Genomic DNA, 17,870 nt, shown 5'->3' with positions numbered 1-17,870 from the left:
TGCCCGTTGCTAAACAGGTAATTAAGAAGGGTGCAACATCTCAGTTTAATCTTACATCTTGCACCCTTCTCAAGAACAGGCAAGATGCCTGTTCCACAAAAAATTAATTTCTTTCTTGTGGAACGGGCATCTTGCCCGTTGCTAAACAGGTAATTAAGAAGGGTGCCACATCTCAGTTTAATCTTACATATTGCACTATTTTCAATAACAGGCAAGATGCCTGTTCCACAAAGAATAAATTTCTTTATTGTGGAACGGGCATCTTGCCCGTTCCTAAACAGCTAATTGACAATAGTGCAACATCTCAGTTGACTCAGATATTTGTAGGGACACGGCAATGCCGTGCCCTTACCTGTCGCACTTAAACTCATCAAACTTCACCACTTCCGACTCGGGTTTCCGCGTATCAAAATAGTAGCTACTCACAACACCACTACCCGTATCAAAAATAGTAAAAGCCGTAATATCATTGCTATCAATATAAGGCAGCGGCCGCCCGTCTTCTGCCAACAAAGGCGCAACAGTCGGCACCACAGGTTCCAATCCGTTCGGGTCTCCAATTGCGCTGTAATCTTCCCGATATCCCGGCGGCACAAATCGGCGCTTTTCCCCCGCAAAAGCACCGTAACTGTTGCCAACATTAGAAGTCTCCAAAAAGTGCATTCCGCTGGAACTTACAAACCGATTCCACAAGTGCGAATGCCCGTAAAATACCAACTGCACCCCCGCTCTTTCTAGTAGCGGCACTACATCCCGAATCAGATAATCTTGCTGTTTCGGATACTCGTAACGCACCATTTTAATCTCGCCATTCTCAGCGCGATCGACTATTTGCACTGGGTCAGTATAAGGAGGTACAATATTGTCGCCCAGAGAATGCGGCGGGTGGTGAAACATCACAATTTTATATTTTGCCTGCTGGAATTCCGCACTCTTTAACTCTTGTTGCAGCCAATTATATTGAGCGCTGCCCTTGACAATCGGCTCAAAAATATGCTGTCCGTATCCCCATTTTTCGGGATTATTAAAATCTTCGTCCCGTTCGCGATACCTGCCTCTCGCACCTGGATCTAAATTCGGAGTCCGCCAAATATTCGTAACATACAAAGTAACTAACCGCACGTCCCCAAAAGTCACAGCATAGTAATTTTTGCCTCCCGGCCAATTGAAAATTTCGTCATAGGTATCGCTATTAAAACTATTGTTTTTTAGCCATATTTCCCGCACTGAAGAGTCATTTTTGGGATTCACAGATGCAGCACGTTGAGCGTATATTTTTTCGGCAGCGGCGCGGGGAAAAGGATCGTTAAATTGGTCCCCGAGTGTGCTGTTGGTTGCAAAGCGACCCATGATTTCGTGATTGCCAATCGCGGGGAATAAAGGCGCGTGTTGGATCAGTTCGCCGCCGCTGTAAACGGTTTTGATGCCGTTTTTGTCCACTTCGGAAAATGCGCGACCTTGCAGAGAGGGAAAGAAGGCGCGGCCTCGGTAGTCGTCAAACCATTCGGAAGCGCGATCGGGTATATTAATTAAATCTCCTGCCATAAAAACCGCGTCAACTCTCCCAATTGTTTCGGCTACTTTCTGGAGATTTGCTGCTGTCATAGGCATCAATTGATGGTCGGAAGTGAGGAGGATTTTGAGCGCAATTCCTGCTGCTGGTGTCGGAGAAAGAGTGAAAAGTTTGCTGCTGACAGATGCGCCGTCTTTCCTTTCGCTGGTGACTCGATAAGGAATGCGAACACCGGGTTTTAAATTGGGGACTTCTGCTTCGTGGCGCCAGATGTCGCGGACAATTGGATTGCTGTCAATTATGCTTTGTTTGATTTCATCGGAAATGTGAGAGTCTTTGTCTTCGCGAGTGCGGCTCAGCTTGGTAGTATTTGCCGTCACAGTTTGATTCAAATTTTCGCCGTAAGCAACAGTGTTGCGAGTACCAGCAAACTCGGTAAACCAGACAACTCGCACCGAGTTTACTGTTGGGAGTTGCAGAAACGGATCGGTTAAAAGTTGAGGTTGGTTGAGGTAAGATTGCATAATGAAACCTAGCAGTAGGACAATCAAAATCAAAACAGCAAAAAACCAGGGATTGCGGGGCAAATCTCTAGAATTTTTTAATTGATCGGGCAATGGTGTCAACATTAGTCATTAGTCATTAGTTATTAGTCATTAGTCTGAAGAAAAAAAACCATCGATTTTAGATTCTCGACTCGAAATTTTAAACTACCAAAGTTATCAAAAAGTTAAGAAATTAGTAAAATATCTCACATCTAACAAACTTGAACCATTTTTTCACCTCTTCTTATCTCTCAATTCTCTTTCTCTGCGCCCTCTGCGCCCTCTGCGGTTCATTAAAAAAAATCTTTGTCAAAAATGCTTGAGACTTGCGATATAACATTCTTAACACCCTTCCTTCAATCTAAAATCTAAAATCTAAAATCTAAAATCCCATGACTCGCCACCTTCTCAAGGCTAACTGCAACACCGTACACTTGGGCGGTTTTTCTCCGAATATCGAACCTGCTTTAAGGGTGGATTCGGGCGATCGCATCGACATCGAAACCTATTCAGGATATTATGTTGCTGACAAAGCGCCGCCGGAATTTCTCACCCCCGAATTTTTAGATATTTGTCAGAATTTGCCTCCCCACCGCAAAGTTGGCCCCGGCCCCCACTTGCTGACCGGCCCGATTTATGTTAACAATGCCGAACCAAGAGACGTTTTAGAAATTCACATTGAGGATGTTTACCCGAGTTTACCAGTAGGATTTAATGCAATTCGCGCCGGATGGGGAGCATTACCTGACTATTTTTCCGAACCTAAATTGCGGTTTATTCCGCTAGATTTACAGCAAAAAACTGCCGAATTTCCCCCAGGTAGCCGCCTTGGGATTCCCCTGCATCCTTTTTTTGGAATTATCGGCGTTGCCAATGCCGAAATCAACCGTTCTTCTATTCCTCCAGAGCGCTACGGCGGCAATATGGACAATCAGGAACTGCAAGCAGGAACGCGGCTATTTTTACCTGTTTTTCTGCGTGGCGGTTTACTGTCCATCGGCGACGGACATTCGGCACAAGGAGATGGTGAAGTTGGCGGTACTGCTATAGAAACTTCGATGGACGGGACTATTCAAATCCTCTTACACAAAGATTTTTTTCTGATATTTCCGTTTGCAGAAACGCCTACTCATATTGTGATTATGGGATTCGGTAGAACATTAGATGAAGCGTTTGAGATGGCGGTAAAACAGACGGTTTATTGGCTGCAAAAGTTTGCAGGTTTCAAAGAAGAAGAGGCTTATGTTTGGTGTTCCATCGCGGTAAATTTTCGGATTACGCAGGCTGTCAACAATCCCCAAAAAGGAGTTCACGGAATGATACCCAAGTGTATTTTGCCCGAGGTGAAAATTATTGGTCACGGAGTTTGAGGTAAAATGATAACACGCGATCGACAAAAAAATTAAGATCGCGATCGCACAAACGACACAAATTTGTCACTGTTGTGGTCGATCAGGATCGCGATCCTGTTGACTATTAAGCTTAAAATGGGATAAGTTACCAGTTCTACCTAAATCGAGCTCAACATGAAAAACCAGACTGACGATGTTGCCAACAAAGATTTAGTCGATCGAGCTTTTGGGAGTGCAGAAATACCAGATCCGACAGCGTGGGTGCACGAACATTATTTTCTGGCTAATTTCGCCTCTACTCTGGCCCATATCCAAGAACATATGTCTGAAGACAGTTGCGAAATCGGCGAGAATGGTGACTCGGGCGAGGGGATATTATCGATCGATGCCAAAATTAGAGATATGTTGAGAGCTACTTTTAGCGACGACGGCTGGCAGTATCTCGAAAGTTTATTGTGAGTTTGGTAAAATCCATAAGTATTTGTACGTTCATAACTTGAGAGCGTAAGTTATACCAGTTTAAAAAAAGAATCCAACTTTAGGCAGATGATCTAAACCATTAGAGCATTCGTTATTCCCAATTCTTTAATCTCAAATATCAAATCTCCAATAATATCAGTTTCCTCTCCCAAGACAGACTCGCAAATCAGAGTGGCTGCGTGCATTTCCACCCCAATTTGAAGTAAATTTGACGTATTGTGATGTAGGATACTTTAGATGGGGGGGAAATTACTGTCGCTAGGAATTTCGATCGATCGCAAAAAAGCCGCACTTTCTTCCGGCAAAGCAGTATTGATAAACATCCCACTGCCCAACTCAAACCCAGCTTGCTTGGTGACTCTGGGAATAATTGCAATATACCAGTGAAAGTATTTTGTTGCCCGTTGAGCGATCGGCACCGATCGAACATTATAGTTGTAATCGGGATTGTTCAATCCGTAATAAAGCTTAGCCAGTACAGTTTTCAAAGTATCAGCCAGATCCGTAATTTCCGCATCAGTAATTTCATCAAACGAAGAGGAATGCCGGCGCGGAAAAATCCAAGTGTGAAACGGTGAAAGTGCAGCGTAAGGGATAAAAGCCACAAAATGTTCACTCTCACAAATCACTCTTTCCTTCGCCGCTAATTCGTCTTCCAAAGTCCGGCAAAACAGACATTCTCCCGTGTCATCAAAATATCTAATAGCTTCGTCGATGCGACTGCGGAATTGGCTGGGTACCACGGGTGTCGCTGCTATCTGCGAGTGGGGGTGTTCGAGAGAAGTTCCGGCAGTTTCGCCGTGATTTTTGAAGATAATAATTGTTTCAATGTGGGGATTTTTTCTAATTTCTACATAGCGCTGGCGGTATACTAAAAGTATGTTTTCAACTTCTTCAACACTCAACAAAGCTGTCGTCAAATCGTGTCGCGGATGTTCGACAATTACTTCGTGAAAGCCGATTCCCGCCATCGTGCGGTGAATTCCCGATGATATCCTCATCCATTCTGCTGTCGGGGAGAGGGCGGGATATTTGTTGCAAATTGCCCTGACTTTCCAGCCAGTGCGATCGCCCAAACGGCAAGTTTCTAAGGTTGCGTCTTCCTCATTTCCCACGCAAAACGGGCAATCGGCGCGGTGCGGTGGCACTACGGCAGCCCACTTTTTTTTGTTAGCGAATTGATCCGGTCTTGTCGCCCGTTCGGTGGCGATGATTACCCAATCTCTGGTAATTAGATTTTGTCTAAGTTCAGACATTTTCTTACCTTCAGTTTCCGGGTCAAATTGTCTCTTATTTTAGATACATAATTTGTGATTTGTCATCGCTTTTTTGTAAAATCTTAATAAATCTTGACTTTTAAATTTCCGGCTTGTAGTCTGCTAGATACCCGAATTATTCAATAATTCTGGTGTCTAAAGTGGGTAAAGCTAATAGCAGTTTGATCAAGTGAAAAAGAATCGTAAAATCGTTGCTAAATTCAAATCATCCGCGTGCATCAGCGGTTAAATTTTCTCACCAAGCCATTCCCTGCCCCTCGCCAACAATTCGTCCAAACTTTCCACGGGCCAAAACCGCACCTTTCCATCCTGGGAACCCGTGATTAAAAATTTCCCATCCCGACTAAAACAAATACTATAAATCGGACTTTTTAACTCCACAAAATCTGCCTCACCTTTGAGCAAATTGCCTTTATATCCGCTAAAGTCCGCCAGTAAATTCCCCTGTAAGTCCCACAATTTGATAGTGCAGTCAGATGAAGCAGTGGCGATCGTATCTCCTGTGGGGCTAAAACTGACACTATTTACAAAGTGATTATGTCCGATAAATGTTACTAAGCAGTTGCCCTCCAAGTCCCACAATTTTGCGGTTCTGTCAGATGAGGCAGTCCCGATCACATTTCCTGCGGGGCTAAAACTGACAGTATTTACCGAGTGATTATGCCCGGTAAATGTTACCAAGCAGTTGCCCTGCAAGTCCCACAATTTACCAGTTTTGTCAGATGAGACAGTAGCAATCGCATCTCCATTCGGGCTAAAACTGACACTATTTACCGAGTTATTATGTCCGGTGAATGTTACCAAGCAGTTGCCCTGTAAGTTCCACAATTTTGCGGTTCTGTCAGATGAAGCAGTAGCGATCACATCTCCATTTGGGCTAAAACTAACACTATTTACCAAGTGATTATGTCCGGCGAATGTTATCAAGCATTTGCCCTGTAAGTCCCACAATTTCGGGGTTCGGTCAGATGAGGCAGTCGCGATCACATCTCCATTCGGGCTAAAACTGATACTCCATAACGAGTCATTATGTCCGGTGAATGTTAGCAAGCAGTTGCCCTGCAAGTCCCACAATTTCGCAGTTTTGTCATCTGATGCAGTAGCGATCGTATCTCCTGTCGGGCTAAAACTGACACTTGTTACCGATTTATTATGTCCGGTGAATGTTACCAAGCATTTGCCCTGCAAGTCCCATAATTTTGCAGTTTTGTCATCTGATGCAGTAGCGATCGCATCTCCTGTAGAGCTAAAACTGACACTATTTATGCAGTTATTATGTCCTGTGAAACTCACCAAGTAGTTGCCCCGCAAGTCCCACAATTTGGCAGTTTTGTCATCTGATGCAGTAGCGATCACATCTCCATTTGGGCTAAAATAGGCACTTGTTATCAGGTCATTATGTCTGTTTAATGTTAGTAAGCAGTTGCCCTGCAAGTCCCACAATTTGGCACTTTTGTCAGATGAAGTAGTAGCGATCGCATTTCCATTTGGGCTAAAACTGACACTCCATACTGAGTCATTATGTTCGGTGAATGTTAATAAGCAGTTGCCCTGCAAGTCCCACAATTTGGCAGTTTTGTCAGATGAGGCAGTAGCTATCACATCTCCATTTGGGCTAAAACTGACATTTGTTACCAAGTAATTATGTCCGGCGAAAGTGAGTAAGCAATTGCCCTGCAAGTCCCATAATTTGGCTGTGCCGTCAAATGAGGCAGTAGCGATCACATCTCCAGTTGGACTAAAACTGACATTTTTCACCAAGTAATTATGTCCGGTGAAAGTGAGTAAGCAATTGCCCTGCAAGTCCCATAATTTGGCGGTTTTGTCATCTGAGGCAGTAACGATCGCATCTCCTGTGGGACTAAAACTCACACTATTTACACTGCCATTATGTCCAATGAAATTCATCAAGCAGTGACCTTGCAAGTCCCACAATTTGGCCGTGCTGTCATCTGAAGCAGTAGCGATCGCATTTCCAGTGGGGCTAAAACAGACGCTATTTACCCTGCCATTATGTCCGACAAACTGGCATCGTTCGCGGATTTTAGCAAGAATTTCCTGCAAAGCTAACAGGATATTGGTAATAGGATATTCGGAAAGCGGGGGATTGTCTGGCATCCATTTCTTTAAATCTTCTCCTGCTTTTATAGCTGCCCGCAAGGCTTCTATTTGTTTTCTCTTCGACTGAAAAAGCTTTAAGGCATTGCGTCCAGCTTCTTCAATTTGGAAAACTTCCCTGAATTGTTTACGGAATTCTCTTAATGATTCATTATTTGTCATTAATTCTTTTAGTTTCTCATCTCGACTGTCCTCCAAAAAATCATTATCCTCGTCGCTCAAACGTTTTCCTTTTTTCCATTCCCACGCATCATCCAATGCTTGACCACGCAACAGTCGGGAAGTATCTTCACGATTTGAGGCGATCCAAGCGGCGAAGTTTTCCTGGTAGGGGCGGAGTTTCGCTAATTCTTGTTGTACCCAATTGAGGTCGAAAATATCTGCGTATATGGGGTTATAAACTTGCAGATATCCGTTGCGTTTGACGACCAATCCTGAGAGTTGTAACCTTCTTTGATCTAGACTATTATCTGCACAAATTTTCCGATCTGCGTCCGTCAATATTTGCTGATAAATACCCAGCAGTAGCGCCGTCCGGTCTTGATAGTCAAGCAGCAAGCGCTTTCTAATTGTTTTTAAATGTTCTTGTTCGTCATTTGCTTCCCAATTGTCAATGACGTACTTTTGCACTAAAGCTTTCACATCAGAAATCCCACGGGCAGATTGATATACCATCAGTCGGCACAGTCTTTGCATTAAAAAAGGTTGCCCGTTTGTCCAATTAAAAACCTCAGCTAATATCTCCTCCGATATCTCTGGCGATCGCTCTCCCATTAAGCCAGGAATTAAAGCAGGTCGAGCTTCCTCAAAAGTAAACCCTGTTAAATCAATAGCTTTGCCAATATTAAAGGGTGTTCGGTCTTTATCGCGAATCAAATCTGCTGGCGTCGCAACTCCCAAAAGACAAAAGGCAAGGCGCTTATATTCAGAATTCATTGCTCTTTTGTTATAAGAAGCCCGAATTAAAAGAAAAAAGTCATCTTTCCAGCTCAGATTTAAAATCGAATCAATTTCATAAATAAAAATAACAATATTTTGCGATATTTCTGTTAGTAAAATATCTTCAATAAACTGACTCAATCGTTGAGATGGCGACAGCAATTGTCGCTGCTGCCACCAACTGTCAGCATCCACCTTTCTTGAGAGTGCGCCATCCCGAACTAACTCAGAAATAATCCCAAAATACCAGCAGTCTGAACTCTCCCTACCGATATCTGTTAAATCTATCTCCATACATTTAAAGCCTGCTTTTTCGCGCAAGCGTTTCATCGTTTGTACTAGCAAGCTAGATTTGCCCATTTGCCGGGAGTTCAACACATAACAAAATTCTCCGGCTATCAAACTGTCATAAAGTTCGCTGTCGGCCTGACGCTTAACATAGGTAGGATGTTCGTACTCTAAACAGCCACCAACTTGATATTGATAAACCGCCATAATATGGTTTTACTCCCGACTCTTATCTCGAAATTTTTCTCCAAAATAATCCCGATATAACCGACAGCTAGGAGTGATACCATGCTGATTTTTCTTGACTAAACCCGTACTCAATAACTTAAATTCTAGCACCTGTTCTAATTTGACCGCACTGTCTGCAGAAACAACTTGTTGGAGAGCGGCTTTGAGTTCAGAATAATTTTGCAAGTTGGCCCAGTGATCCTGCAAATACTGGCGGTAAATTCCCACCTCTGTAGCTGCATTTTGCAAAATGTCTGCTAAAGATAGATTGGAATCCTTCAAATGATAAAGCGCCTTGCGTACCAGATAAGGATAACCGCCAATCATTGCCATCAATGCGACAACTTCATCAGTTCCCCAAGATAATTGATGGCGGCTGGCTAAATCTAGAATATTTTGCTGGCTAAATTCTGTCAACTCTACTTCAAATCCGACATTAAATGGGGATTGATTAACAGGTAATTTCACGTACACATTTGTAGAATAAAGCAGCACCATTCGCAATTTTTCCCATCCTTCCCTTTTCCGACTTTTTTCAAACCAGCTTCGTAACATACTAAAAAAATCTTCTGAAATTTCCTTATAACAAAAAATACAGTCTATTTCTTCTAAAGCCAATACTAAAGGACTATCTTTAGCTGCTAAAACTTGATCTTCAAAGTAGTTTTTGCAATTCATAAGAATGCCTCCACCCGCCTGCAGTTTGTCGATATTAGATTCTAGTTTGAGCTCTCGGCTGATATTCAAGCAAAACCATTTAATAAGTTTATTTATATCACTAAAAATTTCTTTTTCAGCCTCTCTAAAATCTAAACGTACTAACCGATAATTATTGGTATTCGCGCATTCCATAATGCGATACAACAAAGAAGTTTTCCCCATCAACTTGGGAGCTTTAATGCGAATCATTGACCCCCGCTGTAAAATCTGTTGATAACAGTCAGATTCCATTCTAGAACGCTCTATATAAAACTCAGAATTTAATCGCACTGGCCCTTCTGGCCATTCTAATGCTTTTGGAGCTTCAGGGGTTCTTTCCCTGAATTCCTTTAATAACTCTTCACAAACTAATTCCGGTTTATATTTGACAAATAATAGAATCAGCTCTTCACGTTGCGTATATCCTCCACCCGGCTCATTTTTGATATTAAATTTGTCCTGGCAAATATTTGAAATATGACTAGAGACAGAGTTGGGGTTTATTTTCTTTTGAGGATTTATATACTTAGCGATTGTTTTATCTAACTCTCCTTTCAAGAACCCCTCTAGCACTTTATGCTGTTTTGGAGTAAGCTCGTTTGGGTAAATGGCATCGAACTCTTGTTGACTCATCATCTCGATATTACCTCAATCATTGACTTGCCTGCTTTCTCTTAAATTAGCATAACTCAGAGCTTTAGCATAGCTGTTCAGTCAATTCCTAGTTAATTTTCACAAATTTCTAAGCCAAAAGTGATTTGTGAGTTTTTTCTCACAAACTCTTTCACAAATCATTCAATCCCAACTCACAATCTCTTCAAAATTTTACTTAACAACTAATTTGGGAGGCTAATTTGACGATCGCCCCCGAACACAAAAAATCCAGATATCGTAGGAAATGTAGAGAGAGATTAAAAAAAATGAAACCAGAAAAACCGAATAATAGACGGAACTTTTTGAAGAAGCAGTCTAACTCAGATATCAAATGGTTCTTAGAGAAAGTTTTTGTACCCATCCTCCTAGTGACGATTCCTTTAACACCAAGTACGATCGAACTTTTGCAGACTGAACAACCGCCAACTCCTGTACAAAAGGTTCCACCGATCGAGCACAGGACTCCACCGTCACCATAACATCGGATGCGATCGCCCTTGTTAAGCCAACTGCAACTGCACATTCTGCAACTTGCAAATAGCTTTCAACACTTGCGCCAACAAGAGCGATCGCTCTTTGTCCATCAAATTCAATTCCGGTAAAATCTGATAAGTGCAAGGATTTCCGCGCGTCACCCGCACAAACCGATAACTTTCACCATTCGTCGTCAATCCCCAAACAGACGATTGCTGCTGCAAACTTTTATAAGTATAAGTCAGGAGTTGCGGCAAACCAGTCAAAGGTGCGATCGCACTATTCTTCGCCTCCACTACCAAAATCCAAAACTGTGCAGCCGCGAGCTCTGCATCCGGCTGATTTACGGCTAAAACATCCAACCGCCCTTTAATTAAAGTATCCCCATCTTCAACCTCGATCGGGATGCTATCTTCCATTGTCAGCAGGATCGGAATATCAAAAAATCCTGCTAATCTCATTAACGGTGAAAGCACTAAAAATTTAACCAGTTTTGCAGAAACTTTCCCTGCTTCTAGATGACGCCAAAAGTGCTTACCGATTAGCAATAATTCCTGCTGTTCAAAATCCGTCAGAGGTTCCAGAGAGAAAAAATCAGTAAAACCTCCTCCTGTTTGTCTTTCCAATTTGAGAAGGCGGCGAACGTCGTTTAGAGAAAGTTGGCTTGCTTCCAATTTTTGGGTCATGGCTTTAGTGCGATCGGCTGTTAATGTAAATTATAAAAGCATTACCATCGGATTTGTTATGATATAATCTTACCAGATATCGCTCCTGTAAATCGGGTAGGTAGATTGTATGAAAGCAATTAAAGTGATGGCAACGATCGACGATCGAGGACAATTGTGCGTTGGTGAACCGCTCAAGTTATATCGCAACAGCCGAGCCGAAGTAATTGTGCTGGTTCCCGAGGTAACAGAAATTAATAAAGACAAGCAATCTCATGAAGCCAACCACCAAACCACGCAACTAGAAGACTACTTCAACTTCCTGAGACCTGACGATATTCGGCTCAAAGGTTCCCGTATCGGCATCGAAACCATTCTTTATGAATACCTGTTTCGCGCCCGAACTCCCGAAGAAATCGCTAACATTTATACATCCCTCACCCTCGAACAAGTTTATGCGACCATTTTGTACTACCTGCACAACAAAGAAGCAGTCGGTAAGTACATAACCGAATGGTTGGAATGGGGAGAAAAAATGCGAGAAGAACAACGTCGCAATCCTCGTCCAGTATATGAAAAAATCCGCAAACTGAGAGCAGAAAGAGATGCAAGGAGAAAAGCTGATGCCAATCCAGTATCTCTTTGATGAAAATGTCGAGCCTGCGTATGTCAACCAAATTCGCAGACGCAATCCCGATCAGGTTGTTCTAGCAGTGGGAGAACTAACAGCCCCTTCCAAAGGCACTCTCGATCCAGAAATTCTTATTTGGTGCGAAATCCACAATTTCATTCTTGTTACCAACAACCGTCGCTCTATGCCTGTTCATTTAACAGATCATCTAGAGCAAAATCGCCATATTCCAGGAATATTTATCCTGAATACCAAGATGAGTGTTGGTCAAAATATTGACGAACTGATTTTGATTTATCAAGGATCGTTTGATGATGAGTACCAAGATAAAATTGAGCATTTACCGCTACCATAATTTCTAATACAGTCCCAACATTTAGAAAATTCCCCAAAGTCTTAAGGAAAATAAACATACTTTTGCCCCAACTTATGCAAACAATAGTTAAAAAGACTAACCGAAGCTAAAGTTAAGAACGATGTCACAAGATACCATCGAATCAATTCTGCAAGAAAAACGGCTATTTCAGCCGCCCGCTGAATTCTCCGAAAAAGCTCACATCAAAAGCCTAGAAGAGTACCAAGCCCTCTACGACAAAGCCAAAGCTGACCCCCAAGCATTCTGGGCAGAACTCGCGGCCCAAGAATTGCACTGGTTCCAAAAGTGGGATACCGTGCTCGACTGGCAGCCGCCTTTTGCTAAATGGTTTGTCAACGGTAAAATTAATATTTCTTACAATTGTCTCGATCGCCACTTAACCACTTGGCGCAAAAATAAAGCCGCCCTGATTTGGGAAGGCGAACCCGGAGACTCTCGCACCCTCACCTACGCGCAACTCCACCGCGAAGTCTGCCAAATGGCGAACGTTATCAAAGAATTGGGAGTTCAAAAGGGCGATCGCGTCGGCATTTATATGCCCATGATTCCTGAAGCTGCGATCGCCATGCTAGCCTGCGCCAGAATCGGTGCAGTACACAGCGTTGTTTTTGGCGGTTTTAGTGCAGAAGCTTTGCGCGATCGCCTCAACGACGGCCAAGCAAAACTCGTCATCACCGCCGACGGAGGCTTCCGCAAAGATGCAGCAGTTGGTCTCAAAACACAAGTAGACAAAGCACTAGCAAATAATGCCGTACCCAGCGTTACCAACGTTCTGGTAGTTCAGCGCACCAAGCAGCAAATTGACATGGAACCAGGGCGCGATCGCTGGTGGCATGAATTGCAAAAAGGTGCATCCGCTGACTGTCCTGCCGAACCGATGGATAGCGAAGATTTACTATTCATTCTTTACACTTCTGGAAGTACCGGAAAACCCAAAGGAGTCGTCCATACAACGGGGGGTTATAACCTTTATACCCACATGACAACCAAGTGGATATTCGACCTCCAAGATACCGATGTTTACTGGTGTACTGCTGATGTCGGCTGGATTACCGGACACAGTTACATAGTCTACGGGCCGCTGTCCAACGGCGCGACAACTTTAATGTATGAAGGTGCTCCTCGCCCTTCTAATCCCGGCTGTTTTTGGGATGTAATTGAAAAATACGGCGTCACAGTTTTCTACACTGCACCCACCGCCATTCGCACCTTTATGAAAATGGGTGAAGAATTGCCAAATGCCAGAGATTTGTCATCTTTACGATTGTTAGGAACCGTCGGCGAACCGATTAATCCTGAAGCTTGGATGTGGTATCAACGAGTAATTGGCAACTCGAATTGTCCGATAGTCGATACTTGGTGGCAAACAGAAACCGGGGGAATTATGATTACCGCTTTGCCCGGTGCAATTCCTACAAAACCCGGTTCTGCAACCCTACCGTTCCCTGGAATTGTGGTCGATATTGTTGACCAAGATGGCGAACCAGTAACTAACGAAAGTGGCGGTTATTTAGTGGTGAAACATCCTTGGCCGGGAATGATGCGGACGCTTTACAACGATCCCGATCGCTTCCGCCGCACTTATTGGGAATATTTGCACCCGAAAGATGGGGAATTCGTGTACTTTGCAGGGGACGGCGCGCACAAGGACAAAGACGGTTATTTCTGGGTAATGGGCCGCGTTGACGATGTAATTAATGTGGCCGGACACCGACTCGGCACGATGGAAGTCGAGTCAGCTTTGGTATCGCATCCAGCGGTGGCGGAAGCTGCGGTTGTTGGTAAACCGGATGAGATTAAAGGTGAGGACATTGTGGCTTTTGTCACGCTGGACAACTCGCAGCAACCTAGCGATGAATTGGCTAAGGAATTGAAGCAGCACGTTGTTAAGGAAATTGGGGCAATCGCCCGTCCCGGCGAAATTCGATTTACCGATGCTTTGCCGAAAACTCGAAGCGGGAAGATTATGCGGCGTTTGCTGCGTTCTTTGGCTGCGGGACAAGAGGTTTCTGGGGATACTTCGACTTTGGAAGACCGGACGGTTTTGGATAAATTGCGGGGTGGTGCGTAGGGGTATTTTGTAACAGCAGATGTAGGCAGATAAACACAGATGAACGCAGATAAAATTACATCAGCGTTCATCTGTGGTTTAATTGTTAAATATGAGCTACAATCAAGATAACTTCTGGACTGGATCTGAGCGCGATGCCTCCACTACTTAGCAAAACCACAGATCAGCGAATTGTTCATCATGGAATGTGGGAACGGTTTAAATTTATCCAAAAAGGCTTTGAAGGCTCCCCTAGAGTGCGACTATTTTACTATGATGGGACGATTGAGATTCTGATGCCTGGAGAAGACCACGAAACTTTTGCTCATGTTATCGGTTACTTAGTGACTACCTTTCTCGTCGAACAGGGAATTTTCTTCAAGCCCACAGGGGCAATGACGCAGGAAAGATCGGGAGTTGTCTCTGTGCAAGCAGACGAATCCTACTACATTGGGAGTGTAAAACCAATTCCCGATTTGTCGATCGAAGTTGTCTTTACCAGTGGAGGAATCAGTAAGTTAGAGCGCTATAAAGCTTTGGGTGTTCCAGAGGTGTGGTTTTGGGAAGATGGATTACTGAAGATATATCATCTCCAAGATGGTAGCTATGAAAATAGCGATCGCAGTCAGCTACCCGGACTCAACAACCTCGATCTCGATTTGATGAAACGCTGTATTTTGATGGCCGAAACTGATGCTGGAGAAGCTATTAGATTGTTCCGTCGAGAGATGTAGCCGATCGTAATTTAGCAAATTATGTATGAAAGATTTAAGCTCTTGTTGCTTGCGATCGAGCATCAATCGATCGCAAGCAATATTTGAAGGTGGGTAGATCGATCGCCCGCATACTACAGTTAGGCGATCGCTCTTTTGTTATCCAAGATTCACGGATATACCAAAAACAGCTTATTTACCGCGCCACAGATGAACGGCATCGGCGTTAATTTCAGACCTTACCTGTAGCCAATCCTCCAGCAAGTAGTCATCATCAACTGCTTGCTTGTGCTGTTCGTCTTTGAGAATTGCCAAGACGTGAACTCCAGACGGATAGTTGACATGACGAATTTCTGGGTCATATCCCAAGTCTTGAATTTTTGCCAGAACGCGATCGACAGCAGCGAGAACAGTAAGAGCGGCCGCAAGAATAATTTGACCGAGTTTAGCACCCGGTTTTACACATTCTAGAACAGCCATTATTCTTTCTCATTATGCTATCTTAGATATTTTTACGGTAGCAATGAATTATTTGGCTCATCTATTCTTATCAAAAGGCACGCCAGAATCCCTGATTGGCAACCTCTTAGGAGATTTTGTCAAAGGAACGGCCGTCAACCTTTATCCCGATGAAATTAGGAAGGGCATCGATTTGCACCGCAAAGTAGATAGCTACACGGACTCTCACCCAATAGTGCGATCGAGTAAAAGCCTTGTTTGCGGTCACAGACGCAGGTTTGCTGGAGTTTTGATTGACGTGTTTTACGACCACTTTTTGGCTAAAAATTGGCTGGAATATTCAGAAATTCCGCTCCGCGATTTTTCTCAGGATGTCTATAAAATCCTGCAAGACAACCGCGATATATTGCCTGAATCTCTCCAGCGGGTGCTGCCAACAATAATTGCCCGTGACTTGCTCTGCTCGTACCAGGAAATTGCCGAAATAGGCATCACTCTTACAAGAATGTCGGCCAGACTTAAGCGGACAAATAACTTAGCAGGTGGAGTTGAAGATTTGACGGCTAATTATCAGCAGCTTGAATCAGATTTTCGGGCTTTTTTCCCTGAATTGATAAATTATGCAAAAAAATTCAAGCATTAATATCCTATTGAATAAAAATACCGATGCTTGGGGTGGCGCCATCGCCTGATCGGCATATCAAATTACCGACCAACTTGACACGGGTTCCAGAACGTTAGTTTATCGCTCAATTCGAGAGACATACCATAACCATCGGCGAACTGAATAGCAGATTTTCCTTCGGCTGCGAGGTAGTTGTTAATTGGAGTTTAGACTAAGCACAAATTGACTCAGCTAACGCTGAGTGAAATTCTAGTGAATTTAGAAAGAGTTTTCTAAGGTTAAATTACGAATTTGGGAGAGTTTTGGAACCGACCTTTACCCTTTTTGACCACGGGATAGCGACATCTTTGAGCGCGCAGTTTACCGGATGACCATCCAGCCGATTTTCCTCGGGATTTGGGAGCAACAGCCGGACTCCCAATCCTAATTAAAAGTGGAAGCATTGATTGTGCAACCCTTCCAGGTGTCAATTCAGGGAGAGGCTTTTGCCAGGGTAGACGAATTTCCCTGACTAAATCTTGAGCTAACCATAATTGCCAAGTTAGCAATGGCATCAAATCACTCCATCGTTCACATTGTTCTGGAGTGCTTAGCTTCGGAATTGTCCAATGCAATGTTTGTTTCGCTAAGCGATACCAGTGTTCGATGGCAAAACGACGTAGATATAGTTGCCAAATTTCTGTAAGAGGTGGCATTTGAACACCAACCCAAACTAACCACAAAGGTTGAGTTTTTAATTGACCCGTTACAGTGTCTAAGCGTTCTACTAAAATCAGAGTCATCGGATGTTTGGGACTACCTCGGAAATGTAAGTTATCCCATGTTCTCAACCTGATTCGTCCGAGTTTCGGCTCAAGGGATTCCAGGGTTTGTTCTGGTTCCCACCAGCTTGAGGAGTCGTTAAGCTTAAACTGGTTTCCATGAATTTTTGGCCGTCCTCTACCACTATAGGCTGGGGGTGTTGACCATAAGCAACGATTGGAGCGAATACGCATTAGTTTATCAGCGGCGATCGCAGCAGTAGCTTTAACCAGAGGGGCGCACCCATACTCACTATCAAATAGGGCGATGGGTCTATTCTGAAGATATTCACAGACTTGTGCCAATTGTTCAGCGCCTTTACCGATTGGGTTGTCCCAACTGGTAATACGTTCGTGTCTTAATGGCAGCGCCCAACTCCCGCTAATCGTTGGTATCAGTGCGATCGTACTATATCCTTGACCGATACCAACAGGTATGCCGTGAGGTAAGGCTGTGGGTTGATGTTCATAGGTCCGTTCTTTGAGAGTAGGTGCATGGGGTCTCAACCATGCTGTATGATCGATCGCTAATACTGGACGTTCCACTTGTGACATCTGTTGGATATATAGTTGCATCAATTGGTCTCGGTCTGGTCTACAATCTTGCAGCGCTTCGTAGACGCTTGACCACTCACGCCGAAATAAGGGATTGAGGGCTAAATCTCCTAAACATGAGACGTGGCGAGTCGTCATTATCGCGTCTGCTAGTTCAAAGGTGGCGTCTTTGGCATTGCCGAGACATTCATAAGCTTGTTGACGAAATTCCCGTAATTGTTCAAACTTCATGGCAGGTAGATTTGAGATTTTTAGCTGAATTCTCAATCTTCTACCCTTACGCTGTCTGTTGAAACTATCGCAGACAGTTTTTTTTTGAGGTTGTCAGCCGAAGAGAACGTCAACGGTCGTCGGCATCTATGCTAGTGGTTGAGCCTCATAGCTCTTCACCAGCGACCATTGCCGTTCTTAAGTTGAAATCTAACCGTG

The 17,870-nt window shown here is 43.7% G+C and carries 15 protein-coding genes; 8 read left to right on the top strand and 7 right to left on the bottom strand.

All coding sequences use genetic code 11. The features are described from left to right. Positions 1-348 precede the first annotated feature (348 nt). Positions 349-2,142, bottom strand: a complete 1,794-nt coding sequence (locus tag D0A37_RS19740) for a purple acid phosphatase family protein (RefSeq protein WP_242716856.1) — start codon at positions 2,140-2,142, stop codon at positions 349-351. Positions 2,143-2,450: 308 nt separating this feature from the next. Between D0A37_RS19740 and D0A37_RS19735 the strand changes: the two genes are divergently transcribed. Together D0A37_RS19735 and D0A37_RS19730 are read left to right on the top strand one after the other, a co-directional pair. After that, the gene (locus D0A37_RS19735) at positions 2,451-3,428 is read left to right on the top strand and encodes an acetamidase/formamidase family protein (RefSeq protein WP_242716854.1); all 978 of its coding nucleotides are present in this window, start codon (positions 2,451-2,453) and stop codon (positions 3,426-3,428) included. A 156-nt stretch (positions 3,429-3,584) separates the two neighbouring features. Further along, positions 3,585-3,869 (top strand): hypothetical protein, encoded by a 285-nt coding sequence (locus D0A37_RS19730; RefSeq protein WP_242716852.1) that lies wholly within the window; start codon positions 3,585-3,587, stop codon positions 3,867-3,869. A gap of 254 nt (positions 3,870-4,123) precedes the next feature. Here D0A37_RS19730 and galT read toward each other — a convergent pair whose 3' ends face one another. From galT to D0A37_RS19715, 3 genes are all read right to left on the bottom strand, one after another. After that, positions 4,124-5,146 (bottom strand): galactose-1-phosphate uridylyltransferase, encoded by a 1,023-nt coding sequence (galT, locus tag D0A37_RS19725; RefSeq protein ID WP_242716850.1) that lies wholly within the window; start codon positions 5,144-5,146, stop codon positions 4,124-4,126. 246 nt (positions 5,147-5,392) lie between these two features. Next, a complete protein-coding gene (locus D0A37_RS19720; protein ID WP_242716848.1) occupies positions 5,393-8,719 on the bottom strand; it encodes a WD40 domain-containing protein in 3,327 nt (1,108 codons plus the stop codon). A gap of 9 nt (positions 8,720-8,728) precedes the next feature. After that, positions 8,729-10,075 (bottom strand): AAA-like domain-containing protein, encoded by a 1,347-nt coding sequence (locus tag D0A37_RS19715; RefSeq protein WP_242716847.1) that lies wholly within the window; start codon positions 10,073-10,075, stop codon positions 8,729-8,731. 284 nt (positions 10,076-10,359) lie between these two features. On the opposite strand from D0A37_RS19715, the gene D0A37_RS19710 reads away from it, so the two are divergent. Further along, positions 10,360-10,572: a hypothetical protein gene (locus D0A37_RS19710; RefSeq protein ID WP_242716845.1), complete on the top strand. Its 213-nt coding sequence runs from the start codon at positions 10,360-10,362 to the stop codon at positions 10,570-10,572. A 21-nt stretch (positions 10,573-10,593) separates the two neighbouring features. On the opposite strand, the gene D0A37_RS19705 is transcribed toward D0A37_RS19710, so the two are convergent. Next, positions 10,594-11,253, bottom strand: coding sequence for a restriction endonuclease subunit R (locus D0A37_RS19705; RefSeq protein ID WP_242716843.1), 660 nt, complete (start codon positions 11,251-11,253; stop codon positions 10,594-10,596). Between the two features lie 109 nt (positions 11,254-11,362). Here D0A37_RS19705 and D0A37_RS19700 point away from each other — a divergent pair, with 109 nt between their 5' ends. From D0A37_RS19700 to D0A37_RS19685, 4 genes are all read left to right on the top strand, one after another. Next, complete coding sequence (locus D0A37_RS19700; RefSeq protein WP_445242418.1) at positions 11,363-11,878, top strand: DUF433 domain-containing protein; 516 nt, start codon at positions 11,363-11,365, stop codon at positions 11,876-11,878. Next, positions 11,856-12,218, top strand: coding sequence for a DUF5615 family PIN-like protein (locus D0A37_RS19695; RefSeq protein WP_242716841.1), 363 nt, complete (start codon positions 11,856-11,858; stop codon positions 12,216-12,218). The genes D0A37_RS19700 and D0A37_RS19695 overlap by 23 nt, the downstream gene beginning before the upstream one ends. A 121-nt stretch (positions 12,219-12,339) precedes the next feature. Next, a complete protein-coding gene (acs, locus tag D0A37_RS19690; protein WP_242716839.1) occupies positions 12,340-14,310 on the top strand; it encodes an acetate--CoA ligase in 1,971 nt (656 codons plus the stop codon). 134 nt (positions 14,311-14,444) lie between these two features. Further along, positions 14,445-15,023, top strand: a complete 579-nt coding sequence (locus tag D0A37_RS19685) for a Uma2 family endonuclease (RefSeq protein WP_242716837.1) — start codon at positions 14,445-14,447, stop codon at positions 15,021-15,023. Between the two features lie 171 nt (positions 15,024-15,194). Here the strand turns inward: D0A37_RS19685 and D0A37_RS19680 are convergent, their stop codons facing one another. Then, positions 15,195-15,482 (bottom strand): hypothetical protein, encoded by a 288-nt coding sequence (locus D0A37_RS19680; protein ID WP_242716835.1) that lies wholly within the window; start codon positions 15,480-15,482, stop codon positions 15,195-15,197. A 43-nt stretch (positions 15,483-15,525) separates the two neighbouring features. Here D0A37_RS19680 and D0A37_RS19675 point away from each other — a divergent pair, with 43 nt between their 5' ends. Beyond that, the gene (locus D0A37_RS19675) at positions 15,526-16,104 is read left to right on the top strand and encodes an acyl carrier protein phosphodiesterase (protein ID WP_242716833.1); all 579 of its coding nucleotides are present in this window, start codon (positions 15,526-15,528) and stop codon (positions 16,102-16,104) included. A gap of 260 nt (positions 16,105-16,364) precedes the next feature. Here the strand turns inward: D0A37_RS19675 and D0A37_RS19670 are convergent, their stop codons facing one another. Beyond that, the gene (locus D0A37_RS19670; RefSeq protein WP_242716831.1) at positions 16,365-17,672 is read right to left on the bottom strand and encodes an NF041680 family putative transposase; all 1,308 of its coding nucleotides are present in this window, start codon (positions 17,670-17,672) and stop codon (positions 16,365-16,367) included. Positions 17,673-17,870 lie beyond the last annotated feature (198 nt).

Source organism: Microcoleus vaginatus HSN003, from assembly GCF_022701255.1.
GTDB classification, from domain to species: Bacteria; Cyanobacteriota; Cyanobacteriia; order Cyanobacteriales; family Microcoleaceae; genus Microcoleus; species Microcoleus vaginatus_B.
Note: the sequence above shows the minus strand (reverse complement) of the source record. Positions and strands in the feature narration are given on the sequence as shown.